We start from the raw sequence: 24752 nt of genomic DNA, 5'->3' as shown, positions 1-24752 counted from the left end.
TTGCCTATTCCCCTCCGTTTCCATCATATTTATATACTTTCGTTGCACGATAATATAAGTAAATTAACAGAACAGAGAATAGAACAACAATCATAGATAACGCGGAACCAAACGGCCAGTCACGTGAACCTAAGAATTGGTTTTGAATTACGTTTCCGATTAATGCTACTTTCGATCCACCCATAACGTCTGATACAACAAACATTCCGATAGAAGAAACGAATACTAAAATAGAACCAGTTGTAATCCCTGACATCGTCATCGGTACTGTTACATTCCAAAATGCCTTTACTGGTGTTGCTCCTAAATCATAAGCTGCCTCTAGCTTACGCTTATCAAGCTGCTCAATTGCTGCATATACTGGTAAAATCATAAATGGTAATAAAGAATATACCATTCCGAGTATTACAGAAGGTGTATTATATAGCAGATTTAAAGGTTCACTAATAATACCTAGTTTCAATAGCAATGTGTTTACAAGTCCTTGTGAACGTAAAATAACAATCCATGCGTATGAACGAACAAGAAAGTTAATCCAGAACGGAATCGTTGCCAATAATAGAAGGATAGAACGATATTTACGATCAACAATTGTAATTGTATAGGCAAATGGATAACCGATTAATAAACATAGTACTGTAGTAATAACAGCTATCTTCACTGTTTCCCATAACGTCCCCATATATAATGGATCAAACACACGCGCTATGTTATCTAATGTAAATTTCATCTCCACTGTCCCGTATGCTCCGCGCTGCATGAACGCAAATGCTAATACGAACAGAAGTGGAATTAGGAAGAAGAGTAACAGCCATACGACTGTAGGTAATGCGAGTAATTTCCCTTTCTTCAATTTAAGGTCACCTCATCCTCTTGCTCCCAGCCTACATATACATTATCTCCAATGCTCCACTGCGTTGCTTCTTCAGCAGTTTGGTATGCCATTAGTAATTCCGCTGTTTTCTCCTCACGTACATATAGCTTTTCCATATTTCCAACAAATTCAATATCTTCAATATGCCCAAGGTGGTATTCTTTTAAAATTGGCTCTTCAACCGAGCGAACTTTTACATTTTCAGGGCGAACTGCTACGTAGTTTTCCCCATTTTTCACGATATTATTTTCACCGATGAACGTCGCAACGAACAATGTTTTCGGTTTATTATAAATTTCTTTAGGCGTTCCAACTTGTTCGATATGCCCTTTATTCATAACGACAATACGATCACTCATGCTCATTGCTTCTTCTTGATCGTGCGTTACATATATGAACGTAATTCCTAAATTACGTTGTAAGTTTTTCAATTCACGTTGCAAATCTTTTCTTAACTTAAAGTCAAGCGCTCCAAGTGGCTCATCTAATAATAATACACGCGGGTTGTTTACAATTGCCCTTGCAATCGCCACACGCTGCTGCTGTCCACCAGAAAGCTTCGTAGGTTTGCGGTTACGGAACTCAAGTAACTGCGTTAAACGCATTGCCTCTTCAGCACGTTCTTTCTGCTTTGCTGCTGGTACTTTTTGCATTTTCATACCGAAACAAATATTTTTTTCCACATTCATATGTGGGAATAGTGCGTAATGTTGGAACACTAAATTCATATGACGCTTGTATGGCGGCAAATCGTTAATCTTTTCATCATCTAATAAAAGATTCCCTTTAGTTGGCGTTTCAAATCCTGCGATCATACGAAGTAAAGTCGTTTTCCCGCAACCACTCGGTCCTAAAATTGTTAAAAATTCTCCTTCTTTAATATCTAAAGAAAGAGGGGGGATAATCACTTGATTTCCAAAATGTTTTTCTACTGCTTCAACTTTAATAATCTTTTTCATTTTCCCGTCCTATCTACCTTAAATTTTAATTTTTATATTCATGAATAAATATTTATGTTCTATAGACTATTTTTTGTTTCGATCCAAACAAAAATGGTTGTTTAGCAGCGTTCTCTTCTATTCTTTATGTAGTATGTTTGATTCATTTTCGCATGATACATATGTCGAACAGAAAAACCCCTTCAGTTGCGAAGGGGTTTTTATCATACGGCTACGCCTACTGATAAACACCATCATCATTTTAACAACTTTCGTATGAATTTTAAAGCACTTTTTGTAGAAGAGTAACGAATTTTCATATCGAATGCTGTAGATTGGGACAAAATGCTTTTATAATGGGAAAAAGTCCGAAAACTTTGTTCACCATGATAGCTGCCTAATCCACTGCTCCCAACGCCCCCAAAAGGTAAATATGGCGTTGCAAGGTGATATACGACATCATTTATACATCCTCCGCCATATGAAATATTACTCGTCACTTTCTTTTGCACTTCTTTATCTTCAGAAAATACATATAGTGCTAACGGCTTTGGATGGTACTGAATCGTTTCAATTACCTCTTCTATTTTGTCATATTCTATAATTGGTAAAATTGGTCCGAAAATTTCATCTTCCATAACAGTACTTTGCCATGTAACATTCGTTAACACTGTAGGCTCGATGTGTAATGTTTCTTTCGTATAATTCCCGCCAATCACAGGTTTACCATCTTGCAAAAATGTACATAAGCGTTCAAAATGACGCTCACTCACAATTCGTACGTAATTGTCATTTTGTAAAGCATCTTTTCCATATTGCTCTGCGATTTCATGTCGTAATGCCTCGATTAACTGCTCTTTCACTGAAGAATGAACGTACATATAATCAGGCGCTACACACGTCTGCCCAGCATTCAAAAACTTGCCCCAAACGATACGTCTTGCGGTTACATCTAGCTTTGCATCTTTATGTACAATACATGGACTTTTCCCGCCAAGTTCTAACGTAAGAGGCGTTAACTTTTTTGCCGCTGCTTCCATCACAACTTTTCCGACGCCAACACTACCTGTAAAGAAAATATAGTCAAACGGTTCCTTTAAAAGTGCAGTGCTTTCCTCAACACCGCCTTCTACTACAGATACAAGCTCTTCTGGGAATAATTCTTCTAGCATTCTCGTAAGCACTTTCGAAACGTTTGGCGTTAACTCTGACGGCTTTAAAACGACTGTATTTCCGGCTGCCAATGCTCCTACGAGTGGTGCAATTGCTAATTGAAATGGATAGTTCCACGGTGCGATAATAAGCGTCACACCATACGGTTCTGGCACTACTTTCCCCTTCGATCCAAAATGAGTAAGAGCTGTGCGAACACGCTTTGGTTTACTCCAAGATGAAATATGCTTCATTTGAAAAGAAATCTCTTTTAGTACATATCCAATTTCTGTTGTAAATGATTCGTGAACTGATTTATTCAAATCTAATTTCAACGCTTGAAAAATCTCATCCTCAAAACGCTGAATTCCTTCATAAAGCTTCTTCAAATTATTCTTTCTCGTCTCTACACTTCTCGTATGTCCTTTGTAAAAATATTCCTTTTGTTTATTTACAATAGAGGAAATACTCATTCACTCACCTTCTCCCACTATGTTTATCCTGCTATTAACGAGCAGTAAGACTCTCACCTCAAAATCCAGCGAATTCAAGGAAGTTAATAAGCAGTGGGGATGGACAAAAGCCCCACCGATTAAAGTTTCACTTTATACAATTCTTTCATTATTTATATAGACTTTATATGTAACAAATTTCTATTCGTAAAGTTACATTATATATGACTTTTTACTTTATATAAAATTCATTGCTCACAAAAAAACTACCGAAAGAACATCTCTCGGTAGTTTTACTGTATTAACGGTATAAACGAACAGCACCTGCAGAGTTATCATCAGCTTGTCCTACTACTTCAAACTTCAGACCAAGCTTCGGTAAAATACGTCCTGCATCTGGAATCTGCTCATTAATATACTTTTTAGAGTCATCGAACTTCGGTACCCCTGGTAATCCATCGTATACGAATGTTCCACGCGTTGGAGATACAACTTTCCAAGCTGGCGTTTTGTCGAATGAGAACGCCGAATCAGCAATTTGGAATCGAGTACTGCTTGTAAATGTTGGTTTGCCATTTAAAGTTCCTGCAATTGCTTCTGGATGAGAGTCAACTACACCAAGGAAACCATGTCCCGGATGTATACCAACCCAGTTATCTGTGTAAGCTGAATCCGCATACCATACAACCATACCAGTGTTATATACTGGACCGCGAGCAAATTTCAATGCGTTATCTGAACCAGCATAGTTTCTCCACTCAACATAGTAGTTATGTTTTTTCTTCTCTGTTCCGTTAGATACAACGAAACCATCTAATTTAAATTGTGATGTACCTTCTGCATCATCTGAGAATGCAACTTTACCATCTACTGTTAATGACGCATTATCAAGAGCGAATCCGTTTAACGCTAAACCACCATCAGTAATGTAATCAAATGTTAATTTCACTTTCTTACCTTTGAATTGACTTAAATCATATGATTTATCAATCCATTTTCCATTTGTTGTAGCTGCATTTCCACTATTTGCTTTCTCACCAATTCTTTCAATTAACGTTTGTTGACCGTCTTCTGTTACAGCGTGTACTTCAAGGAAATCGTACTCTGCTTCGATTTCATACAATGACTTGAAATCAAATTTCGCAGTCGTTGCATTTGTTAAATCGAACAGCGGTGTTTCCATCTTTGTATGAAGATCGTCACCTTTTGTGCTGTAGTAATACTGTTTACCAAATGCAGGCTGAATTCCTTTTACATCTTTATCTGGTAAGTTAACACGAATCAGACCTGGACGATCTGACTTCGTAACACTTTGGTCTAAGTATGTTGCTAGACCGATACCTTTATTTAATTTCTCGTAATCTACCTCTACGATATTTGCCCAGTCACCACCTATTGTTTTTTGGAAAAACTCTTTATTTTGTGGTGAGAAACTCGTTGGTGTTGTTCCAGCAATTTTACCAGCCCAGCTACCGCCACTCATAATAGACCAAGCTTCAACCGGCTCACCATCACCGCTATATTGTGTATCATACTCATCCGGAAGACCTAAATCATGGCCATATTCATGTGCGAATACACCAACCGCGCCATCTTCTGGTTCAATTGTGTAGTCGAATGCTGCCATCTTTCCGCCCCAATATGGAACTTTCGATTGCGTACCTTCAATTGGGAACGGTTTTGGCCCAACTGTCCAGCGATGTGACCAAATTGCATCATCACCTAATTTACCACCGCCAGCTTCTTGTCCAACACCCGCATGAATAATCATTAAGTGATCGATTAAACCGTCCGGTTGATTTTGATTTCCATCACCATTTACATCGTATTGATCGAACTGATCAAACTGTGATAAATCAAGTCCGCTATCTACAGCCGCTTTTAATGCATCTTTTACTAGATCACGTGGTCCTTTTGGTCCTTTATTATCATGGCCTGTTGCTGCATCAGCACCGTAATCAGCTGCTTTACCAGGAACCGTTAACCATTTTGTAACTGTTCCGTCCACTGTGTAGCTACCACCAGATTGCTCTTCATAATATTGTTTAAACGTTTCAATTTTACTTCCATCATCTAACGTAAACGGCTCGTTACCGAATAACATTTTTTCATAATGTTCTTTATTAAAATCTTGCGAATACATATAACCAGGCTCTTTATCAATATTGTTATGCTTGAAATCAGCGTACTCTACAAGTAAAACAAGTACTTTATCTTTACGAACTTCACCGTTATATGCTTTTTGTTTTGCCGGAGAAGTTGGTACTTTACCATTTAGTCCGCCTTTAACTGGGCCTGTCGCTGCAGGTGTACCTGTCGCAGGTTGGTCTAATTTTTCTTTCGTGTCTGCTTTCGCATCTTTCACTTTCTTTAAAAAGTCAGATGCATCTTTCGTAAGTTGGTCCCCATTTACCGCTTCTTTCCCAGGATTTTCACCCTTCTTCTTCTCTACATACTTTTCGACAGCTTTCTTTGTTTCTGTCCCTGAAGCAGATGAATCAATTACCCCACGTTTTTTTAGCGCATTTGCTAATCTCTCTTCTGGGATTAAGTGATCATCAACTGGGCTTGTAGCTGTCTTGTTCTCCGGCGTTTCAGCATATGCAGACTGGCTTCCAGCACCAAACGACAGGCCTAGAACAGCTGTCAAAGCAATTGATGATAACACTTTAAATGGTTTCTTTTTCATCCCTTATTTCCTCCCCTAATATAAAATATGTATTACATATTTTATTTTATTAAATATTCAATATTTTTTCAATATTTAGTCACATTATGTAATTTTTTTAATGTATTTGTAAAAATTACATAGTTAGCATACGAATATATCACAATTCAACAATGTTTTCTGAAAATATTGAAAAGTTTTGACGGAAACCTTATAATTTCCATAGGGGGAATTAAATGGGGATTTTATCTTTGTTTCATCTACACAATATTCGATAATTTGACACATAAAATATAAAATTCGGTTAATTATCGTCTACTATGTAGCAGCAATTATGACCAATAATTAGGGAGGAATTACATTTGTACAAAGATAAGGCTGACTCACTAGATCAAGAATGGATTGATTTAATACTTGAAGCTCTAGATGCTGGCATTGCCCTGCAAGATATTGAACACTTTTTCCAACGTATGAAGCATACGAGCCAGGCTCAATAGCCTCGTTCTTTTTAACGAAGTTTATGTTATAATAATGACATCATAAGACGACTACATATTGATAGAAAGGTGCGCAAATATGATAGGAGAACGTATAAAACGCCTTCGTTTACAAAAAGGCATTTCACTAACAGAACTCGCCGAAAAAGCTGGTGTAGCTAAATCTTACATTAGTTCTATAGAACGGAATTTACAAAAAAACCCTTCCATTCAGTTTCTTGAAAAAATTTCAGCTGTTCTACAAATTCCAGTTGATACTTTACTTCACGATGAAACAACAACAGAAAGTCATCTAGACTCCGAATGGACACAACTCGTTAAAGATGCGATGAGCTCCGGTGTCTCAAAAGAACAGTTTCGTGAATTTCTCGAATTTACACAATGGAAGAAAAATCAACAATAATACATATGAAAGAGTGCTTAAAACAAGCACTTCTTTTTTTCTTTATAAAAAAAAGCGGGGAATCCCCGCTTTTTGATTTATTATTTTTCTTCGCCATCTGTTTGGCTTGCGTTGAATGTCCATTCTAAGTTCAATGAATCGCCTTGGAATTTATTTTGATCTTGACCATTATCTTCGAATACAAATTGTACCCATAGGTAATCCTCTGTACCAGCTTCTAATCCACCTTTTTCTCCCCACTCAGGAGCAAAGATATCTTTAGCTACAAGATCAGGATCAGCATTTTGTAAATCCGCTAAAGTTGTTTCATATACAGGCTCACTTTGCTTATCCCAGTTCCAAAGGAATTTTACTTTAATGTGCTTACCAAAGTCTTCACCAGCATTATCGTTTTTTGCATCTGTAATACTGTACTTTGTCGCTAATTTAACATCTTTAATTGCTAAAGTACCGCTGTTCTTTAATAAGAACTCTTTCTTAACAGAATCCCCTGGTTTTAAATCTTTAATATCTACAAGCGTTTTAGGGTTTAATGTAAGATCTAACGTCCCAGCTGCAAATGTATTATTCGATACTTCTTTATCACTAAAGAATGCAAATGTTCCTCCACCAATTAAAGATAACCCCAATGCTGCTGATGCAACTCCCATACCTAATTTCTTTTTCAGACTCACAATCAATTCCCCCTAGCTGTTTTTTGTATTTTTATCTCTTATTTCAAAATAAGAGGTGTAACTAAAACTATATTAGCTTAGCTAATATTTGTTCTTTTTTAAAAACCTTAAGTTCATTATAACGAACAATTCTATATAAGTACAATATATTTTTTGATTATTTTTATTTCTCAACATTTTTTCCTTTTTCCAGAAAATTATGTAGGAATACAATAAGACTTTAATCCGTGTTTTCCTGTCCATCCCCACTGATTATTAACCTTCACCAAGTGGTGGGCTGCCAACTAACTCGCATTCGTTAAATTTTTGGGTGAAGGCCTTATACCCCAAAATAGTGAAATAAGAAAAACAAAGCAAATAGGTGAGTAGTAGGGCTCTCTCACCTATTTGCCTTATGATTGTATTTATTCCTTCCGAAATGCTGCTGTATTTTACTTACTATTCCTATTTCTTCTGTTCTTCTTGTTTCTTACTTTCTTCTAGCTTTTTTGCTTCTTCCTGTTTCTTACTTTCTTCTAGCTTTTTCGCCTCTTCTTGCTTCTTACTCTCTTCTAGTTTTTTTGCTTCTTCTTGCTTCTTACTCTCTTCTAGCTTTTTCGCTTCTTCTTGCTTCTTACTCTCTTCTAATCTTTTCGCTTCTTCTTGTTTCTTGCTCTCTTCTAGTTTTTTCGCCTCTTCTAGTTTTTTCGCCTCTTCTAGTTTTTTCGCCTCTTCTAGCTTTTTCGCTTCTTCTTGCTTCTCAGCCTCACTCACTTGCTTTGCTGTCTCATCTACTAATAATTTCTCAAAAGCTTGAATTTGTTTATCAATCACCTGCAAATTAACCTCTTTATCAACATATTCACAGTTTTCTTTAACTGAATGAAAACCAGCATTCACATACGAGAATACTTGCTTAGTGGATTCACTTTTATCTCCAGTTAACTCTTCTTTCACTTTGTTATAAGGATTTTCTATTGATTCATATACTTTTTGTAACAGTTCCCTCTCAGCAACAATTTTCTCACGTCCTTGCTTCCACGTAACAAGCGCCTGTTCTAACTCTTGAGTGGAAGTGACGGTTAATTTCGATTTCATCTCTTCATACTCGTGCAAAATTACTTCCTTATGTTGCTTAGCTTGTTCTGTCAACTGATCAACTGTTTTTGGAAATATACTTGCTGTAGAAATAGTAGCCTGCACTTTCGTTGCATGAATGAAAGTTGCTTCTGTATACGTCATCATTTGAGAACCTAAATAAAAAGTAATAGAACACAAACATGGCAATATAAGCATCTTTTTGAATTTGCGAGGTGTCTTCAGCATTTTAATCTCTCCTATCGAACATCTCGTTCTTTATCAAGAACTATAACTTTATTATAATAAAGTGAATTACAAAATGATATAAAAATTATGTTTCTTTTTACATTTCTCTTTTAACACAAAAAGAGACTACCACTTTTGATAGTCTCTTTTTGTTGTCATTATTATTTCGTTTCACCATCGCCTTGTTGTGCATCAAACGTCCAAGTTAATTGTAACTTATCGCCTTGGAATTCATTTTGATCTTTTTTATTATCAACGAATTCAAATTTCACTTTGAATTTATCAGATTTACCTGCAGAAATACCTTTTTCATCCCAGAACCAAGCAGCTAAATCATTATTTACTGCTGTAAGTGTATCACCCTTCAATTTATCTAATGTAGTCTCTTTCACAATCGTCTCATGCTTATCTACATTTTTTAAGAATGTTACTTTAATATGTTGACCAAAATCTTCTTTATTATCTTTCTTCGTATCTTCTACACTATAGTCTGTTTTTAATAGAACCTTTTTAATATCTAAAGAGCCTTTATTTTCTAGTTTAAATTCTTTTTCAATTGTATCACCAGGTTTTAAATTCGATACATTAACAACTGTTGATGGATTTAAAGATAAATCAAGCGTACCAGCCGCAAATGTATTATTTGACACTTCTTTATCGCTAAAGAATGCAAATGTTCCTCCACCAACTAATGCTGCTCCTAGTACTGCTGATGCGATACTCATCCCTAATTTTTTCTTTAAAGTCATGTCCAAATCCCCCATAATATATATATTTGTTAATTTCCTAGTAGGAAATTATAACTAAGATAACTAGACGGATTGTTCTACTTTTTTATCTTTCTTTTCTCCGTCGATGCTACGAATAGCGCCAAAAATAGAAATCGCGGAATAACCAAGTAAAAAGACTCCTGGAATAATAAGAAGTAATGCTGCTCCCGCTTTTGAACTCGCATAATTCAGTCCATAACCAACGTATGGAACTGTAATATCCGCATACTTTCCGATTACATTCTCTGCAAGTACTGGTGCTAAATCTGGTCCGTTGTTGTTATCACCTTTTGTTTCATACATTACTTTTCCATTTGTATCTTTCACACCGATAATACGGTGAGTGATAATTTTGTTATCTTTCTCTTTAAACGTAATAACATCACCTTTTTGATATTTAGAACCATCTTTCGTTGGCTCTATCGCAATGATTGATCCTGTTAAAAATGTTGGTTCCATCGATCCTGAAAGAACGCTCTTAAATTGATATCCCATCACTGTTGGATCACCACCACTCGCTTTTGAAGAAATAACTACAAAAGCTAAACAAACCATTACCGCAAATAAAACAAATGAGATAACGTTGCTAATCACCTTCCAAATTAATTTCATCGTCTCTCTCCTTCTCCGTTGTTTTATATTATTTGAAGTATGCAATATCCGCTCATGTTCTTTAACAAGAACATGAGTAAATAATATAACGAACAATATGGAAATGCAATAAGAAAATTTACAATTATTAGTTAAATAGACTTTTAATATATGAAAACAAAAAAGACTGTGACAAAACCTCTTCACAGTCTTTTACTAGTCATTTTATTTTTCTTCTGATTTCATTCCTTTTGTATTTCGGCGCAGCACTACATACAAAAGGGCTCCAAATAATATAATCGCACCTATCCCTACACTTATCATTTTCACATTTGAGTCCTTTACTTCAGGCGCAACTGTATCTTTTTTAGGCATCGCAAACGTAACATCTTCTTTTGAAAGAACATTTATCGTCGCAATTGTTTGATTATTTTTCGAAATATCCACCGCACCAACTACCTCACCACGATGGATTCCCTTATGATACAAAGATTCTTTATCTAATGAAGCTGCCCTGAAAGTAGTTCTCACATTTTTCCCTTCATCTTTCTTAAGCATAAGCTCTGCACTTTTTTCAAGTTCGCTATCAATATCTTTATTTAAATACGTTGTCTTTTGATGCCAACTATGTTTATCAAGTACAGTTTGCTTCGTAAATTGTCCAAAAGAATATTCCGCCATCTGCTTCAAATCTTCATAAATTTCAGGTCTTTGAGAAGCCATTACTACATTTATAATACGATTTCCATCCTTCTCATTTAATAAAACGAGCGTATTGCGCGCTTCATTCGTAAATCCTGTCTTACCACCAATGCTATATGGATTTTCAAAATAAGTAGACTTATTAAAAATAGACACTGTTTGCGTAGATGTCGTAACCGTCGTTCTTTTCGTATTCATCGCTTGTAAAATTTCAGGATACTTTTGCACACCTCTCGTAATCATCGCCATATCATATGGCGTCGTATAATGATTGGGATCATGCAATCCATTTGGCGTTACAAAATGGCTATCTTTAGCCCCTAATTGCTTCGCCCTTTCATTCATCATATTAGCGAAATTTTCAACACTTCCTCCAATACGCTCCGCAATCGCATACGACACATCATTCGCACTCAGCACCATTAAAATCATAAGTGCAGTATTTCTATTAATAGTCTCACCAGGTTGAAACTCAATTTGATAATTACTCTTCTCTTGATCTAATGCTAATTGTGAAAACGTAAATTGATCCTCTGGCTTCGTATGCTCCATCAATAAAATCGCCGTTAACACTTTCGTCATACTAGCAGGGAACGCACGATGATGTGCATTTTTGTCGTACAACATATCTCCTGTTTTCGCATCAATCGTAGTTGCAAACTGACTAAAAACATTTGGCCCTTCCGCAGGTGGCGGTGCCACTTGCTCCGGATTTACTCCAATATTCGTCTCAGCATATAACGTCATAGGTGTCAAAAAAAATAAACAAATAACCATAATAAAAACCGAAATTTTCTTAAAATTTACCATATGACTCTCCCTTTTCACTTTACTTTCACATTCTATAAAATAACTCTACCAATCTATATGTAATTTGTATTAAATTGGAAGAATATTCACTATTTTTTACTATATCATACTTTTACGATAAGGAACATAAATATACAATAAAAAATAAGAAGGAATTACTCTTTCTTATCCTTCTCATCAATCAACGAATCTATTAACTTTTGCCCAGCTTCCTCAGCCGTAATCTCATCTGTCATACCCATAAATGACCAACCTTTAGAATCGACCCACTCAACGAACTCTTGCAAAAACTCATCATGCGTCACATCCACATCAAGAATCGAACCATCAATCGAAATCGTTCTATTTCTAGACACACGCATCTTAAACGTTTTTCTTACCATTACAATTATTCTCCCTCTACTCCTGAATATTTATAAATATCTTGTACTTCTTTTATACATGATTTCTTGAAAATTGTAAAAAGGATATATTGGCCAATTTGCATATTAAAAATGAAAATCTCTTACTATATAATCCTCACACTACATTCATTTGGTCATAAATTACGGAATACATCCATATAAAAAACAAGCCAACTTACATTTTATCACACTAAATACACTTGACTTTAGTACAATCAAATGAAATATATTAGAAAACACTTTCAAATGAGGAGGAACTCCATGGCGCGTTGTACGTATTGTAAAACGAAGTGGAAAATAAAAGATGTATGGTCAATACTCGTGACATTTGAAAAAGATTGTCCATATTGCTTCGGAAGGCAATATCTATCAAAGAAAACATTGAACGCTATGCCAGAACTTATAAGCTTACCTTTACACTTCTTATTCCCTTTTCTTGTTGATTTAAGCGATAAAGGTCCTTTGGATTGGTATCGGAAATCATAACACTTCAGCATTTTCTACTTATTAAATATAAAAACATACATACTAATATACCTCTGAAATAAACCTATTTTCTATTACACTACCTCTTTAAAAACTTACTATATAAAAACATTGTAAATTTTCAGTTAATTATATATAATTGCTTTAGCATAATGATTAAAGATGCTATTACATAAACATTTTTGAAGATCCCGTAGCTCAGCAGGGAGAGCGCCACCTTGACAGGGTGGAGGTCGTGAGTTCGAGCCTCTCCGGGGTCATAAAAAGAGACACCATATCAACCTACTAGGTGATACGGTGTCTCTTTTCTATCCAAATTACTTCCCACCAAACATCTTCTCCAAAGACTTCGCATTAGCAAATAACAATTCCTGCAGATTGTCATCAGCAACGATTTTGTATTCGCCATCTTTGTCTTTCTTTAAGTTCAATGTAACTTCGCGAGTTGCCATAGCTGCCTCTTTATCCGCTAAGTTTTTGATGATAGTTGATGTCATTGTTTTTTCTATTGTTTTTTCAGATTGCTCTTTGTCTTCGCTAAAGGCACTAGCAAAGGCCATTGGCATAACTTCTCCCATTGCTTTTGTTACGGCAACGGATAGATCAACAGATGTAACTTTTACTTTAACTTCTGCTTTGTCATCCTTTTTCGATACTTCTTCTAGCTTTTCAAATTTAAAGCTTTTCGTAATTGCGCTCAGCATTGCTTTTCCATCAGCATCATCTGTTTTTTCATTTAGTTTACTAAACTCTTTATCACTTTCAACAAATGTGCGAGCTTTTTCTAAATCACCTTTTTGTATCGCTGTTAAAAATTCTTCAGCAGTATCTTTCGGATTTGCACATCCTGCTAGAACACCCACTGTTAATCCTACTACCATCATTAGCAGCAATAATTTCTTTATCTTTTTCACGTTCATTCTCCTCTTATCTTTCTAGTAAGTCATCACTATATAATAGTATGAAACTGACATTACAAACATTTTTTAGTATATCATTTATATGATTTGTTTTCTATTCTTTCCAGACAAACAAAGAGCCTCGTAACATTTCTACAAGGCCCTTTTTCTTTCAATCCGTATCCGTAGCACAAAGTAACCACATTTTATGCTCCTTACCATCCAACACCATCCAAGTAATATCCCATGCAACATCGTAAAACCAATCTGTCCAAGGCCGATAGCTTTCGAACACTCTAATATCCTCATATCGATCTTGGAACATGTATTGGCATACATTGTTCGCTAATTGCTTCGCGATTACTGGTCTCTCTGAAAAGCCTTTATATGCTCCTCCTCTTATAATTTGAAATACGATACTCCCATCAAGCATTACCGCGCTATTATATTCAAATTGAAACTTATATTTTTCTGATGTATGTATTTTTAATTCCTCTAAGTTATTGATTATATCTAAAGAGTTGAAGATTTTTTAAAAAAAGTGCTTGTATCTGTCTATTTCATAAGGTATTTCTTTGAAAAAATTTTCGTTATGTACTTTAAAACAGCTTATTACTGCTCCAGCATTTAAGTTTTGTTTTTTAAATGTGTTTATAAATTGCTCAATAGATGAGTCATTCGTTTCTATTTTTTCAAAAGTTCCTGCTTTCCATCCCATGATCTCCACTACTCTCTATTTATATTTGTTTCTTCATTCTATAATACTTGCTTTAACATCGGCCTTGCTACTCTATATTCTTCACTATTAGGTTCTTTTACAACTAAAGGCAGCCTTTCATCCTCTTCTTCTAAAACCATTTCACATACTTCTGTTTTTTCTTGTAATATGTTGGATTCACTATCTTTAGTAGGCTGTTTGCTTGTTTCAATTTTCTTCGTCACTTCGCCAAGTTTTTGCCCGACTTTTTCTGCTTTGGCAGGTTCATTCGTAACATAGTATTCCTGGTCCTCCCATACTAATATAGGTGGTACATGTTCTCGTTTGTTACATATTATATAAGTAATACTAGCTATAAGTAGTAGACATATTGCTATAAAGAAGATAGCTTTTTTATTCATATACTATTCTCCTTATCTATTGTTTTATTGGATTATATAATATAGATTATATACAGCAAATGGATTTTATGGTAATTTTTAGTTTTATTTTTGAAAAGAAAAACCTTACAAAAGTAAGGTTCCGTTTTTAAATTCTATAATGTTTTATTAATTAAAACGATCATTACGATAATCGCTATAAACATAACAACTAAACAGCCGATCATTTTATAAAATCCTCGTTTCGTTAACGTCCCGCCTTGAACGTCTTTACGAATGAATAGGAACACCGCTAAAAATAAAACGATCCCCATACCAAAAGCGTACATCATTTGCATATATTAATCTTCCTTTCTCTCTTACATCTTAATATCTTTTCGACAAAACAACAAACGATATAAATACTGTACTCATCGTAAGTGCCATTAATATGTTCAATAGTTCAACCGCAGATAGTGTAATTACTTTTAAGTTTAAGCCAATAGAGAAAAGAAGATAGTATGCCGTTAGCGCAAAAAAGCTGAAGAACATTCCTTTATAACGAATGAGTTTCATTCGCTCATCTTTTTCTTTAAATTGCGGGTGTAAGTAACTTAGACAAAAACACATAATCATCATTGCAAGCACGGTATAAGTTGGAACTGGCGGCGCGGAATGCGTCATTATACCTGCTAATAACATTGTTCCACTCATAATTAAAAAGATAATTCCCATAATGAAAAAGTACTTTTGTGAATAATTCATCCTTTCTCCCCCTCTTCTTTTCCTTCATAAATAAATACATGTTCTATCGTTGTCTGAAATGCTTTTGCTAGTTCAAATGCTAAAGGAAGTGATGGATCATATTTCCCCTTTTCAATTGAAATGATGGTTTGTCTAGAAACCCCGAGTTTCTCAGCCAATTTTTCTTGAGATAGTCCAAATTTTTTTCGGTATTCGACCATTTTATTTTCCAAGGAAATTTCTCCCTCCTTCCTTAGATCGAGTATATATGTAAAGCACACTTTACGTCAAGGTTCCTTTACATTTTTTTAGATTATTTTGCATTCTATTTATATAGAAGAAACTTTTTCAAATTCAGCACGTCTATTTTGAAATGAAACATGGAACAATGTATATATCCTTTACTATATCCACTCCCCGTTTTTGTGAAAATTTAATATCTCCATATTTGTTGAATCTTTTAAAATATTTCATTCTTCTCTTTATCGAGTGAAATGCGCTATTGTTTTTACGTTGTTTTTCGCCATATTTATAGAAACTAACGGTTTATGAAGCATTTTTTATGTATAGCCACTTTTTTTGTAGAAATCCTTCATTTTCCTTTCAATATTTAACACTATCGATATAAAGTTTATGGTAAATTCATAATTTTTTATTTTTTATACTATATTCCGTTATATTGTTGTATAATATCAATGAAAGCGCTTGTTATTTCAATATACATAATTCGAACTAAATTTTATCGAAACATTCCAACAGTTATACCTATATTTAAATGCAACAATTATAGTTATTAATGTAGGTATACCAAATATATCCACCCCATTTTTCTGTAAAATTACTTTATAACATGAAAGATTAACTTGGGTGATAAGTTATTGTGAATGTTTTTTTACAAAACAGATAAGTAATAGTGTTTGGTATTATGTAAATTATTGTAATAACATAAGAGTAAAGACAACACTTACATTAATTATTAGTTCATCAATTATTGAAAAAGAGCAAAATGCACCTTTTGTATAGGAAAAGGATTATATGCATTGGGAGGTTTAAACAAATGACGAGGAAGAATACAACGACAAACCCTTGGGCCAAGTTCCATGGTCCGAACCTTGGTTATGTTATTGAACAGTATGATCTTTACGTAACTGGAGCAGGTTCTGTTGATCCGGAATTACAAGAGCTTTTTGAAATTTTTGGAGCTCCTTCGTTTCAAGATGATGTCGTAACAGGGGACAACACAGCAACACATTTTTCTCCTCAAAACACAGGGAACATTGAAAAGATTCTTAAAGTCGTTCAACTTGTTGAGCAGATTCGTTCTTTCGGGCATACATTGGCTCACATTAATCCGATGGAAGATGCTGCAAATGGACAATCTCTTATCGAGAAAACAATGAACGAACTGAGCGATGCTGATTTGAAAGCGATTCCAGCTAAAACAGTATGGCAAGATGCACCAGAGGGTATTCACACTGCACTTGATGTAATTCATAGATTAAAAGACGTTTATACAAAATCTTTAGCTTATGAATTCTCACATATACAAGATAGTGAAGAACGCGCGTGGTTGCATCAAATGGTGGAATCAAATTCATTGCGTCAACCATTATCAAATAAAAAACGAACTGCTCTTTTAAAACGTTTAACTGCTGTTGAAGGTTTCGAGCAATTCTTGCATAAAACATTCGTTGGTCAAAAACGTTTCTCAATTGAGGGCGTTGATATGCTTGTACCTGTACTAGATGAAATTGTTTCAGAAGGTGCTAAGGGCGGCGTAGAAGATGTCATGATTGGTATGGCTCACCGTGGTCGTCTAAGCGTACTCGCTCACGTATTAGAAAAGCCATATAATCACATGTTTGCAGAATTCAAACATGCAAAAATAGAAGGTGTAAAGACAAATGCTGGCTGGACTGGCGACGTGAAATACCATTTAGGTAGAGAACAAGTCGTTGGTAATGAAGAAGTTAGCACTCGTGTTACATTAGCAAATAACCCGAGTCATCTTGAGTTCGTTAACCCTGTTGTTGAGGGTTTCGCACGTGCAGCTCAAGAGAATCGTAAAAAATCTGGTCTTCCAGAACAAGATACTACAAAATCATTCGTAATTTTAGTTCATGGTGATGCTGCATTCCCTGGTCAAGGTGTTGTGTCTGAGACACTCAACTTAAGTAGATTGAATGCGTACCAAACTGGCGGAACGATTCATGTTATCGCAAATAATGCAGTCGGCTTTACGACTGATAGCTATGATTCTCGTTCTACTAAATATTCAAGCGACCTTGCAAAAGGTTTCGATATTCCGATTGTTCACGTGAATGCTGATGATCCGGAAGCTTGTCTTGCTGCTGCAAACCTTGCGATCCAATATCGTACGCTGTTCAAAAAGGACTTCTTAATCGATTTAATCGGTTACCGCCGATATGGTCATAACGAAATGGATGATCCAGCAGTTACACAACCACAAGTGTACAAAAAAATTAAAAATCACCCAACTGTAAGAGCAATTTATGCAGATCAATTACAATCTGCTGGCGTTCTGAATGCAGATGAGGTTGAAACAATTACTCAGTTTATACAAGAGGAATTAAAGGCTGAATACGCACAAGTGCCACCAGCTGATACGAGTGCTGCAACAATTCACGTTAAAGTTCCAGAGGTTGTTGCAAAAGGAATCCAGCCGATTGACACTGGTGTTTCAATTGACTCGCTTCGTGCAATTAATGAAGGACTATTATCTTGGCCTGAAGGCTTTAACGTATATCCAAAAGTGAAGAAAATTCTTGAGCGCCGTAAAGATGCTCTTGAAGAGAACGGTAAAATTGAATGGGCACTTGCTGAATCTTTAGCATTCGCTTCTATTTTACAAGAAGGTACGCCAATTCGTTTAACTGGTCAAGACTCACAGCGTGGCACATTCGCGCATCGCCATATCGTATTACACGATACTGATACAAACGAAACATATTCACCATTACATCGTTTACCGAACATTAACGCATCATTCTCTGTTCATAACAGTCCGTTATCAGAAGCTGCTGTTGTTGGTTACGAATATGGTTATAACGTATTTGCTCCAGAAACTCTTGTTATGTGGGAAGCTCAATACGGTGACTTCTCAAATACTGCGCAAGCATTATTTGATCAATATGTTTCAGCAGGAAGAGCGAAATGGGGGCAAAAATCAGGTCTAGTTCTTCTATTACCACACGGTTATGAAGGTCAAGGACCGGAGCATTCTAGTGCACGTCCAGAGCGTTTCTTACAATTAGCTGCTGAGAACAACTGGACAGTTGCAAACTTAACGAGCGCGGCACAATACTTCCATATCTTGCGCCGTCAAGCATCTGTCTTAGGAACAGAGGCTGTTCGACCATTAGTAATTATGACGCCGAAAAGCTTATTACGTCACCCACTTACACTTTCTACAGGTAGTGAGTTAAGTGAAGGATGTTTCCAACCTGCTTTAGAACAAGGAAACCTTGGTGCGAAACCAAACAAAGTAAAACGCCTTGTTTTAAGTACAGGTAAAATGGCAATTGACTTAGCAGCAGAAATCGAAAGTGGTAAGCATGAGTACAGCCTAGATGAAGTTCATATGGTTCGTATCGAGCAGTTGTACCCATTCCCTGCTGAAAAAGTTCAATCTATTATTAAACGCTTTAAAAACTTAGAAGAAATCATTTGGGTTCAAGAAGAACCTCGTAATATGGGCGCATGGCATTACATGGCTCCAATTCTGTTCGAACTAGCTGGGGATAAAGTGAAACCAGGTTACATTGGACGCCCGGATCGTTCTAGCCCATCTGGTGGCGATCCATTCGCTCACAAAGCTGAGCAAGAATTAATCGTTGCACACGCTTTAGATGTGAAGTACAACTTCCGTCAAGATAAACAAGAAATTGAAGTTTTCAGCAACTGAAAGTAACAACGAATTTCATTAGCCAGACCTTGGGCAGATATTCTGCCCAAGTCGAGCTAATACATGGAGATTACCGAGGATTAAAGAAGACAAAACACACCGTTAGGCAAATAAGGGGAGGACATTTAAAATGATCGAAATTAAAGTACCTGAGCTTGCAGAATCTATTTCAGAAGGAACTATTTCACAATGGCTTATCAACGTAGGCGACAAAGTTGAGAAAGGTGGCAGCGTTGTTGAGCTTGAAACAGACAAAGTCAATGTAGAAATCATTGCAGAGGATTCAGGTATTGTATCGAAGTTACTAGGCGAACCTGGAGATACAGTTGAAGTTGGCGCTACTATCGCAATTTTAGATGCAAACGGTGCAGCAGCAGTAAGTACACCTGCTCCGGCTAATGAACAACCAAAACAAGAAACTACTGAAGCACCGAAAGCAGAAGCTCCAAGTGCTGAACAAAATAAAGCGTTGCAAGGTTTACCAAATACAAACCGTCCTATCGCATCACCAGCTGCTCGCAAAATGGCTCGTGAATTAGGAATCGACTTAAACGACGTACGTAGTACAGATCTACTTGGACGTGTGAGACCACATGATGTACAAGCTCACGCTGCAGCGCCAAAAGAAGCACCAGCTGCTCCAAAACAAAGTCCGGCTCCAGTTGCAAAAACTGAATTCGAAAAACCAGTTGAGCGTGTGAAAATGTCCCGCCGCCGTCAAACAATTGCAAAACGTCTTGTAGAAGTTCAACAAACATCTGCAATGTTAACTACATTTAACGAAGTTGATATGAGTGCAATCATGGAATTACGTAAAGAACGCAAAGATGCTTTCGAGAAAAAACATGATGTACGTCTTGGCTTTATGTCATTCTTCACAAAAGCAGTTGTTGCAGCATTAAAACAATTCCCATTATTAAATGCTGAAATTCAAGGCGATGAGCTTATCATTAAAAAATTCTATGATATCGGTATTGCAGTAGCAGCTCCAGATGGATTAGTTGTTCCAGTTGTACGCGATGCTAACCAATTGAACTTCGCTGAAATTGAAAGTGAGATTCGTAATTTAGGTCTGAAAGCACGCGATAATAAACTTTCATTAAAAGAGCTACAAGGTGGTACATTTACGATTACAAACGGTGGCGTGTTCGGTTCTCTAATGTCGACACCAATCCTAAATAGTCCACAAGTAGGTATTCTAGGGATGCATAAAATCCAAGTACGTCCAGTTGCGATCGATAACGAGCGTATGGAAAACCGTCCAATGATGTACCTTGCACTATCTTACGATCACCGTATTGTTGATGGTAAAGAAGCAGTTAGCTTCCTTGTTGCTGTTAAAGATATGCTTGAAGATCCAAAATCATTATTATTAGAAGGTTGATAGATTATTAATCTATTAAAGGCTGTAGAATGAATCATTCTACAGCCTTTTTTTAGTGTGTTCATACGGGACAAATCCCACTACATAGACTAATAATGTGTGCCTACAAAATGTAAGGAGGATTAAAATGAGTAACCTTCCAGCTTACGCAAAACTCAAAATAAATAAAGATACTTTCTTCCTCCCTGATTCAAATGGGGGTGTCTATTTTCGAAATAACTCCAGTTCATTCCGTATGGATGGTGATGGAATTTATGACTGGATTGAGAAATTAATGCCTATGTTTAACGGTAATCATTCTTTGACAGAAATAACCGACGGTCTCCCTCTCCCCTATCAAAATCGAGTATTTGAAATTGGAGAGATTTTATATGAAAATGGTTTCGTTCGTGATGTAAGCCAAGATGCTCCCCACGAATTAAACAGTGCATTACTCGACAGATACGCTTCGCAAATTGAGTTTTTAGAAGCTGATTCCCATTCAGGCGCTTTAAAATTCGAAACGTACCGCGCAGCAAACGTGCTTATAATTGGTTCTGGTGATATGCTTACTTCCCTAGTTTCTTCTTTATTAAAATCTGGTTTACCTACATTTCATTATCTTGTTACAGATCGTGCTGAAACAAACTACGATCGAATTCATGAACTAAACGAACGTGCATATGCAAATGATGACAATGTACGTATTCAAGAAATAGATATTACAATTGATCGCCCTTTGCATGAAGTATTCGAGCCTTTCGACTGGATTTTATACGTTTCCCAGAATGGAGATATCGAAAGTTTAAGAGCAATCCATGCTATTTGTAGAGAGTTTAAGAAAAATTTCATACCAGCTATTTGCTTATCAAGAATTGGTTTAGCTGGACCTGTCGTAACCGCAGACCGTGAAGAATGCTGGGAATCAGCTTGGCATCGTCTACACGAAACTACTTTACAAAGTGAAAATCCACCTGAACCTTTCTCACCAATTACATCTGCAATGCTAGCAAATATTATCGTTTTTGAGTTATTTAAACATGTCGCTGAAGATTCACACAGGCAGCATAATCCTCAATTCTTTTTATTAAACTTGGAAACACTTGAAGGAAAGTGGCACCCTTTTATAAAACATCTTCTCGCAACCGATGAAATCTTTACAATTGATACGGTGCAAAATCTTCAAGAAAACCTTGCCCATCGTTCCGGACAATATACTTCAACTGAACTTTTTCGTTTTTTTGATACGTTAACTTCTAAAGAAGCTGGCATATTCCACATGTGGGATGAACAAGATTTAAACCAATTGCCTTTATCACAGTGCTATATTCAAGTTGCAAATCCATTATCAGATGGACCTACCTCTCCCCTTCCTACTATCACTTGCGGTGGATTAACTCATAATGAAGCACGCCGCGAAGCTGGTTTAACAGGAGTTGAAACATATGTAGCTGAAATGATTCATCGTCTTATCCCAGAACATACTGATATCGGTATTGGTGCTGGGGAAACGATGACAGAAGGTGTATACCGAGCACTACAAAGACATTTAAATAATAAGTTATGTGAACGCCAATCACATATGCTAGAAGAGATTACAGAGCTTGATTTAACCGAAATTCATGATAAACATTGTAGGTTTTACTACAATGCTCTCTCTACAATTCATGAAACGCCTAAAATAGGAATGAGTGAGGAGTTACTTGGTTTTCCTGTCGTTTGGATCGGTATAAATGATAGATGGTATGGAGCGGCAAATATTAATATAACATTGGCGTTGAGAAATGCTCTGCAACAAGCACTCCTCCATATTCAAAATGAAGAGATTCCTTATAAAGCTAATATGTTACCGGAATCATCCATTGTTTTATATAGTACGGATTCTGTTAGAGTAGCAATACAAGAAGAGGAAGAAGTTCCAGGCGAACAGTCTTTACAAGTTGCTTTGCAAAATTTAGCGGAAAACAACTTGTATCCATTCGTTTTTGATTTAGCTATTGAGTCATTTTTAAGAGACAACTTAGACGGTGTATATGGGGTATTAATTGCAAAGGAGGATGACCAATGACTCAAAACATAGTACTTATAGGAGATGGCCTACTCGCAGAATATGTACATGATCAATTGTGTATGCAATATTCAATCATCCGCCAACATACAATTACAGAAACTCTCCCTGAAAATATTCATCTCGCTCTCGTATTACATGACGGTTCTCCTTCTAACATTCATCAAGATGCTGAGCTTATCTTTCGTTCAAACAATATTCCGTGGCTTTGTGGGTTTACTTCATTTGGTGAAGGTATTATCGGTCCTTACGTGAGATCCCGTAAAGCTGGATGCTCCCACTGCGCTGATGGACGCCGGTTTATAGCTGGCTTTGATCAAAAAGAAATGTGGGAATTACAGCGGAAATATACGTTAAAAGCAGATAACGTGACGAGGCGTGATGTACGTGCCACCCAAAATGGGATGTTACAAATGTGCCAACTCATTCATGCTGAAACAGAAAAGATATTAACTAACGGACATTCTTCTTTAGAAAACGAACTCATTTTACTAGACTTACAAACGTTACAATGTACTCGGCATTCCTTTCTTCCAGACCCTCTCTGCCCAGTATGTGGCACTTTATCTGACGATACAGCAGATGCAGCGCAAATTTCTTTACAACAAAGTTTGAAAACGAGCAGTGACACTTATCGCTGTCGTTCCATTCACGAGCTAAATACATTTTTAACGAAAGATTATTTAGATTATCGAACTGGAATTTTAAACGGCAAAATGCAACATTCTTTATTACCGTTTGCTGATGTCATTATCAACATGCCCTTACTGTTCGGAAATGAAGGTGTCGCGGGTAGGACTCATTCATTTGCACTTAGTGAAGCAACCGCTATTTTGGAAGGGCTAGAACGATATTGCGGCATGTCACCTCGCGGAAAAAAGACGAATATGAATGGTAGTTTTCGGGATTTAGAAGATATCGCACTAAACCCTCTAACACTTGGTGTACACACGAATGAGCATTATAATAGCGATGCCTTTCCGTTTAAACCATTTGATCCTGATTATCAACAAAACTGGGTATGGGGATATTCTTTATCACAAGACGGACCACTTCTAGTCCCAGAATCGCTCGCCTATTATAGTCTTGGTCATCGAGATGCTTTCGTATATGAAACATCAAATGGATGTGCCCTTGGTGGTAGTTTAGAAGAAGCCATTTTTCACGGCATATTAGAAATCGTAGAACGCGATGCTTTTTTACTCACATGGTATGCAGAATTGCCTCTTCCCCGTCTCGATCTTAGTTCCGCAGAGGATACTGAATTACAGTTAATGATTGAGCGCTTGCGTACAATTACTGGATATGAATTACACGTTTTTAACGCAACGATGGAACATGGTATTCCGAGCATATGGGTGATTGCGAAAAATACGAGGCAAGATGGTATGAATCTCGTCTGTGCTGGCGGTGCGCATATGGAACCAATTCGCGCTGTAAAAAATGCCATTCATGAAATAGCGGGCATGTTACTTATAACAGATGAAGAGTTCGAACAAAAAAGAGAGAAATATGAAAACTGTTTACAAGATCCATATCTCGTTACGCAAATGGAAGATCATAGTATGCTATATGGATTGAAAGAAGCTGAAGAGCGTCTTCACTTCCTTTTACGAGACGATGCTCCGGTGCAGACGTTCCATGAAATGAAGGCTCTACAATCATTTGATATGGATTTAACATCCGACCTTCATCAACTTTTAAACCGTTTGCATCAATCTGGACTTGAAGTAATCGTTGTAGATCAAACCGTACCCCTTATAGAAAAAAACGGATTACATTGTGTAAAAGTCATTATTCCAGGCATGCTACCGATGACGTTCGGTCACCATCTCACTCGGATTACAGGACTGGATAGAGTCTATACCGTACCGATGACACTTGGATATAGAGCTGAGCCTTTAACGAATGAATGTTTAAATCCACATCCGCATCCTTTTCCATAATTCA

General features: G+C 36.5%; 22 protein-coding genes, 1 tRNA gene and 1 pseudogene. 8 read left to right on the top strand and 16 right to left on the bottom strand.

Translation table 11 applies throughout. The features are described from left to right. Positions 1–4 precede the first annotated feature (4 nt). The 4 genes from potB to inhA1 form a co-directional block, all read right to left on the bottom strand. A complete protein-coding gene (potB, locus tag FT637_RS07285; protein ID WP_002126118.1) occupies positions 5–853 on the bottom strand; it encodes a spermidine/putrescine ABC transporter permease PotB in 849 nt (282 codons plus the stop codon). Next, positions 850–1833, bottom strand: a complete 984-nt coding sequence (gene potA / locus FT637_RS07280; protein WP_193645730.1) for a spermidine/putrescine ABC transporter ATP-binding protein PotA — start codon at positions 1831–1833, stop codon at positions 850–852. The genes potB and potA overlap by 4 nt, the downstream gene beginning before the upstream one ends. A gap of 236 nt (positions 1834–2069) precedes the next feature. Continuing rightward, on the bottom strand, positions 2070–3437 hold the full coding sequence (locus FT637_RS07275) for an aldehyde dehydrogenase (protein WP_193645729.1): 1368 nt from the start codon (positions 3435–3437) through the stop codon (positions 2070–2072). Positions 3438–3717: 280 nt separating this feature from the next. Then, positions 3718–6105: a M6 family metalloprotease immune inhibitor InhA1 gene (gene inhA1, locus FT637_RS07270; protein WP_193645728.1), complete on the bottom strand. Its 2388-nt coding sequence runs from the start codon at positions 6103–6105 to the stop codon at positions 3718–3720. 341 nt (positions 6106–6446) lie between these two features. Between inhA1 and FT637_RS07265 the strand changes: the two genes are divergently transcribed. Together FT637_RS07265 and FT637_RS07260 are read left to right on the top strand one after the other, a co-directional pair. Next, positions 6447–6581 carry an anti-repressor SinI family protein gene (locus tag FT637_RS07265; protein WP_002011474.1) on the top strand — a complete coding sequence of 45 codons (135 nt, stop codon included), beginning with the start codon at positions 6447–6449 and terminating at the stop codon, positions 6579–6581. Between the two features lie 79 nt (positions 6582–6660). After that, positions 6661–6984 (top strand): helix-turn-helix domain-containing protein, encoded by a 324-nt coding sequence (locus FT637_RS07260; protein WP_002064339.1) that lies wholly within the window; start codon positions 6661–6663, stop codon positions 6982–6984. Between the two features lie 80 nt (positions 6985–7064). Here FT637_RS07260 and calY read toward each other — a convergent pair whose 3' ends face one another. The 6 genes from calY to FT637_RS07230 all read right to left on the bottom strand — a co-directional run bounded on the left by calY (position 7065) and on the right by FT637_RS07230 (position 12219). Then, complete coding sequence (gene calY, locus FT637_RS07255) at positions 7065–7658, bottom strand: biofilm matrix protein CalY (protein ID WP_193645727.1); 594 nt, start codon at positions 7656–7658, stop codon at positions 7065–7067. A gap of 444 nt (positions 7659–8102) precedes the next feature. After that, positions 8103–8963 (bottom strand): DUF4047 domain-containing protein, encoded by an 861-nt coding sequence (locus FT637_RS07250; RefSeq protein ID WP_193645726.1) that lies wholly within the window; start codon positions 8961–8963, stop codon positions 8103–8105. A 161-nt stretch (positions 8964–9124) separates the two neighbouring features. Next, positions 9125–9712: a TasA family protein gene (locus FT637_RS07245; RefSeq protein WP_193645725.1), complete on the bottom strand. Its 588-nt coding sequence runs from the start codon at positions 9710–9712 to the stop codon at positions 9125–9127. Between the two features lie 63 nt (positions 9713–9775). Next, a complete protein-coding gene (sipW, locus tag FT637_RS07240; protein WP_193645724.1) occupies positions 9776–10345 on the bottom strand; it encodes a signal peptidase I SipW in 570 nt (189 codons plus the stop codon). 204 nt (positions 10346–10549) lie between these two features. Beyond that, positions 10550–11836: a D-alanyl-D-alanine carboxypeptidase family protein gene (locus FT637_RS07235; RefSeq protein WP_193645723.1), complete on the bottom strand. Its 1287-nt coding sequence runs from the start codon at positions 11834–11836 to the stop codon at positions 10550–10552. A gap of 155 nt (positions 11837–11991) precedes the next feature. Then, complete coding sequence (locus FT637_RS07230) at positions 11992–12219, bottom strand: hypothetical protein (RefSeq protein WP_002064332.1); 228 nt, start codon at positions 12217–12219, stop codon at positions 11992–11994. A gap of 282 nt (positions 12220–12501) precedes the next feature. Here FT637_RS07230 and FT637_RS07225 point away from each other — a divergent pair, with 282 nt between their 5' ends. Next, positions 12502–12726 carry a hypothetical protein gene (locus tag FT637_RS07225; protein WP_113937739.1) on the top strand — a complete coding sequence of 75 codons (225 nt, stop codon included), beginning with the start codon at positions 12502–12504 and terminating at the stop codon, positions 12724–12726. Positions 12727–12913: 187 nt separating this feature from the next. Then, positions 12914–12986 (top strand) — tRNA-Val (locus FT637_RS07220). Between the two features lie 57 nt (positions 12987–13043). Here the strand turns inward: FT637_RS07220 and FT637_RS07215 are convergent. The 6 genes and pseudogenes from FT637_RS07215 to FT637_RS07190 all read right to left on the bottom strand — a co-directional run bounded on the left by FT637_RS07215 (position 13044) and on the right by FT637_RS07190 (position 15679). Then, a complete protein-coding gene (locus FT637_RS07215; RefSeq protein WP_193645722.1) occupies positions 13044–13640 on the bottom strand; it encodes a hypothetical protein in 597 nt (198 codons plus the stop codon). A 157-nt stretch (positions 13641–13797) separates the two neighbouring features. Further along, a pseudogene (locus FT637_RS07210) lies at positions 13798–14343 on the bottom strand (hypothetical protein). Positions 14344–14381: 38 nt separating this feature from the next. Beyond that, positions 14382–14744, bottom strand: a complete 363-nt coding sequence (locus FT637_RS07205) for a hypothetical protein (protein WP_193645721.1) — start codon at positions 14742–14744, stop codon at positions 14382–14384. Positions 14745–14878: 134 nt separating this feature from the next. Next, entirely contained in the window at positions 14879–15061 is a 183-nt protein-coding gene (locus FT637_RS07200) for a DUF3976 domain-containing protein (RefSeq protein ID WP_113769155.1), read from the bottom strand. Between the two features lie 28 nt (positions 15062–15089). Then, positions 15090–15467, bottom strand: coding sequence for a permease (locus FT637_RS07195; RefSeq protein WP_193645720.1), 378 nt, complete (start codon positions 15465–15467; stop codon positions 15090–15092). Further along, positions 15464–15679 (bottom strand): helix-turn-helix transcriptional regulator, encoded by a 216-nt coding sequence (locus FT637_RS07190; RefSeq protein WP_193645719.1) that lies wholly within the window; start codon positions 15677–15679, stop codon positions 15464–15466. The genes FT637_RS07195 and FT637_RS07190 overlap by 4 nt, the downstream gene beginning before the upstream one ends. A gap of 824 nt (positions 15680–16503) precedes the next feature. Between FT637_RS07190 and odhA the strand changes: the two genes are divergently transcribed. From odhA to FT637_RS07170, 4 genes are all read left to right on the top strand, one after another. After that, positions 16504–19371: a 2-oxoglutarate dehydrogenase E1 component gene (gene odhA / locus FT637_RS07185; protein WP_193645718.1), complete on the top strand. Its 2868-nt coding sequence runs from the start codon at positions 16504–16506 to the stop codon at positions 19369–19371. Positions 19372–19501: 130 nt separating this feature from the next. Then, complete coding sequence (gene odhB, locus FT637_RS07180) at positions 19502–20755, top strand: 2-oxoglutarate dehydrogenase complex dihydrolipoyllysine-residue succinyltransferase (RefSeq protein ID WP_193645717.1); 1254 nt, start codon at positions 19502–19504, stop codon at positions 20753–20755. A gap of 127 nt (positions 20756–20882) precedes the next feature. Next, the gene (locus tag FT637_RS07175) at positions 20883–22802 is read left to right on the top strand and encodes a putative thiazole-containing bacteriocin maturation protein (protein ID WP_193645716.1); all 1920 of its coding nucleotides are present in this window, start codon (positions 20883–20885) and stop codon (positions 22800–22802) included. Then, the gene (locus FT637_RS07170; RefSeq protein WP_193645715.1) at positions 22799–24748 is read left to right on the top strand and encodes a TOMM precursor leader peptide-binding protein; all 1950 of its coding nucleotides are present in this window, start codon (positions 22799–22801) and stop codon (positions 24746–24748) included. Before FT637_RS07175 ends, FT637_RS07170 begins: the two co-directional genes overlap by 4 nt. The last annotated feature ends 4 nt before the right edge of the window (positions 24749–24752 follow it).

Source organism: Bacillus cereus (assembly GCF_015071065.1).
Lineage (GTDB): Bacteria > Bacillota > Bacilli > Bacillales > Bacillaceae_G > Bacillus_A > Bacillus_A cereus_BA.
Note: the sequence above shows the minus strand (reverse complement) of the source record. Positions and strands in the feature narration are given on the sequence as shown.

Excerpts from the sequence above, each read along its gene's own strand:
- potA (WP_193645730.1), bottom strand. The coding sequence starts at position 1,833 with ATGAAAAAGATTATTAAAGTTGAAGCAGTAGAAAAACATTTTGGAAAT.
- FT637_RS07275 (WP_193645729.1), bottom strand. The coding sequence starts at position 3,437 with ATGAGTATTTCCTCTATTGTAAATAAACAAAAGGAATATTTTTACAAA.
- inhA1 (WP_193645728.1), bottom strand. The coding sequence starts at position 6,105 with ATGAAAAAGAAACCATTTAAAGTGTTATCATCAATTGCTTTGACAGCT.
- FT637_RS07260 (WP_002064339.1), top strand. The coding sequence starts at position 6,661 with ATGATAGGAGAACGTATAAAACGCCTTCGTTTACAAAAAGGCATTTCA.
- FT637_RS07250 (WP_193645726.1), bottom strand. The coding sequence starts at position 8,963 with ATGCTGAAGACACCTCGCAAATTCAAAAAGATGCTTATATTGCCATGT.
- FT637_RS07245 (WP_193645725.1), bottom strand. The coding sequence starts at position 9,712 with ATGACTTTAAAGAAAAAATTAGGGATGAGTATCGCATCAGCAGTACTA.
- sipW (WP_193645724.1), bottom strand. The coding sequence starts at position 10,345 with ATGAAATTAATTTGGAAGGTGATTAGCAACGTTATCTCATTTGTTTTA.
- FT637_RS07235 (WP_193645723.1), bottom strand. The coding sequence starts at position 11,836 with ATGGTAAATTTTAAGAAAATTTCGGTTTTTATTATGGTTATTTGTTTA.
- FT637_RS07230 (WP_002064332.1), bottom strand. The coding sequence starts at position 12,219 with ATGGTAAGAAAAACGTTTAAGATGCGTGTGTCTAGAAATAGAACGATT.
- FT637_RS07225 (WP_113937739.1), top strand. The coding sequence starts at position 12,502 with ATGGCGCGTTGTACGTATTGTAAAACGAAGTGGAAAATAAAAGATGTA.
- FT637_RS07205 (WP_193645721.1), bottom strand. The coding sequence starts at position 14,744 with ATGAATAAAAAAGCTATCTTCTTTATAGCAATATGTCTACTACTTATA.
- FT637_RS07200 (WP_113769155.1), bottom strand. The coding sequence starts at position 15,061 with ATGCAAATGATGTACGCTTTTGGTATGGGGATCGTTTTATTTTTAGCG.
- FT637_RS07195 (WP_193645720.1), bottom strand. The coding sequence starts at position 15,467 with ATGAATTATTCACAAAAGTACTTTTTCATTATGGGAATTATCTTTTTA.
- odhA (WP_193645718.1), top strand. The coding sequence starts at position 16,504 with ATGACGAGGAAGAATACAACGACAAACCCTTGGGCCAAGTTCCATGGT.
- odhB (WP_193645717.1), top strand. The coding sequence starts at position 19,502 with ATGATCGAAATTAAAGTACCTGAGCTTGCAGAATCTATTTCAGAAGGA.
- FT637_RS07175 (WP_193645716.1), top strand. The coding sequence starts at position 20,883 with ATGAGTAACCTTCCAGCTTACGCAAAACTCAAAATAAATAAAGATACT.
- FT637_RS07170 (WP_193645715.1), top strand. The coding sequence starts at position 22,799 with ATGACTCAAAACATAGTACTTATAGGAGATGGCCTACTCGCAGAATAT.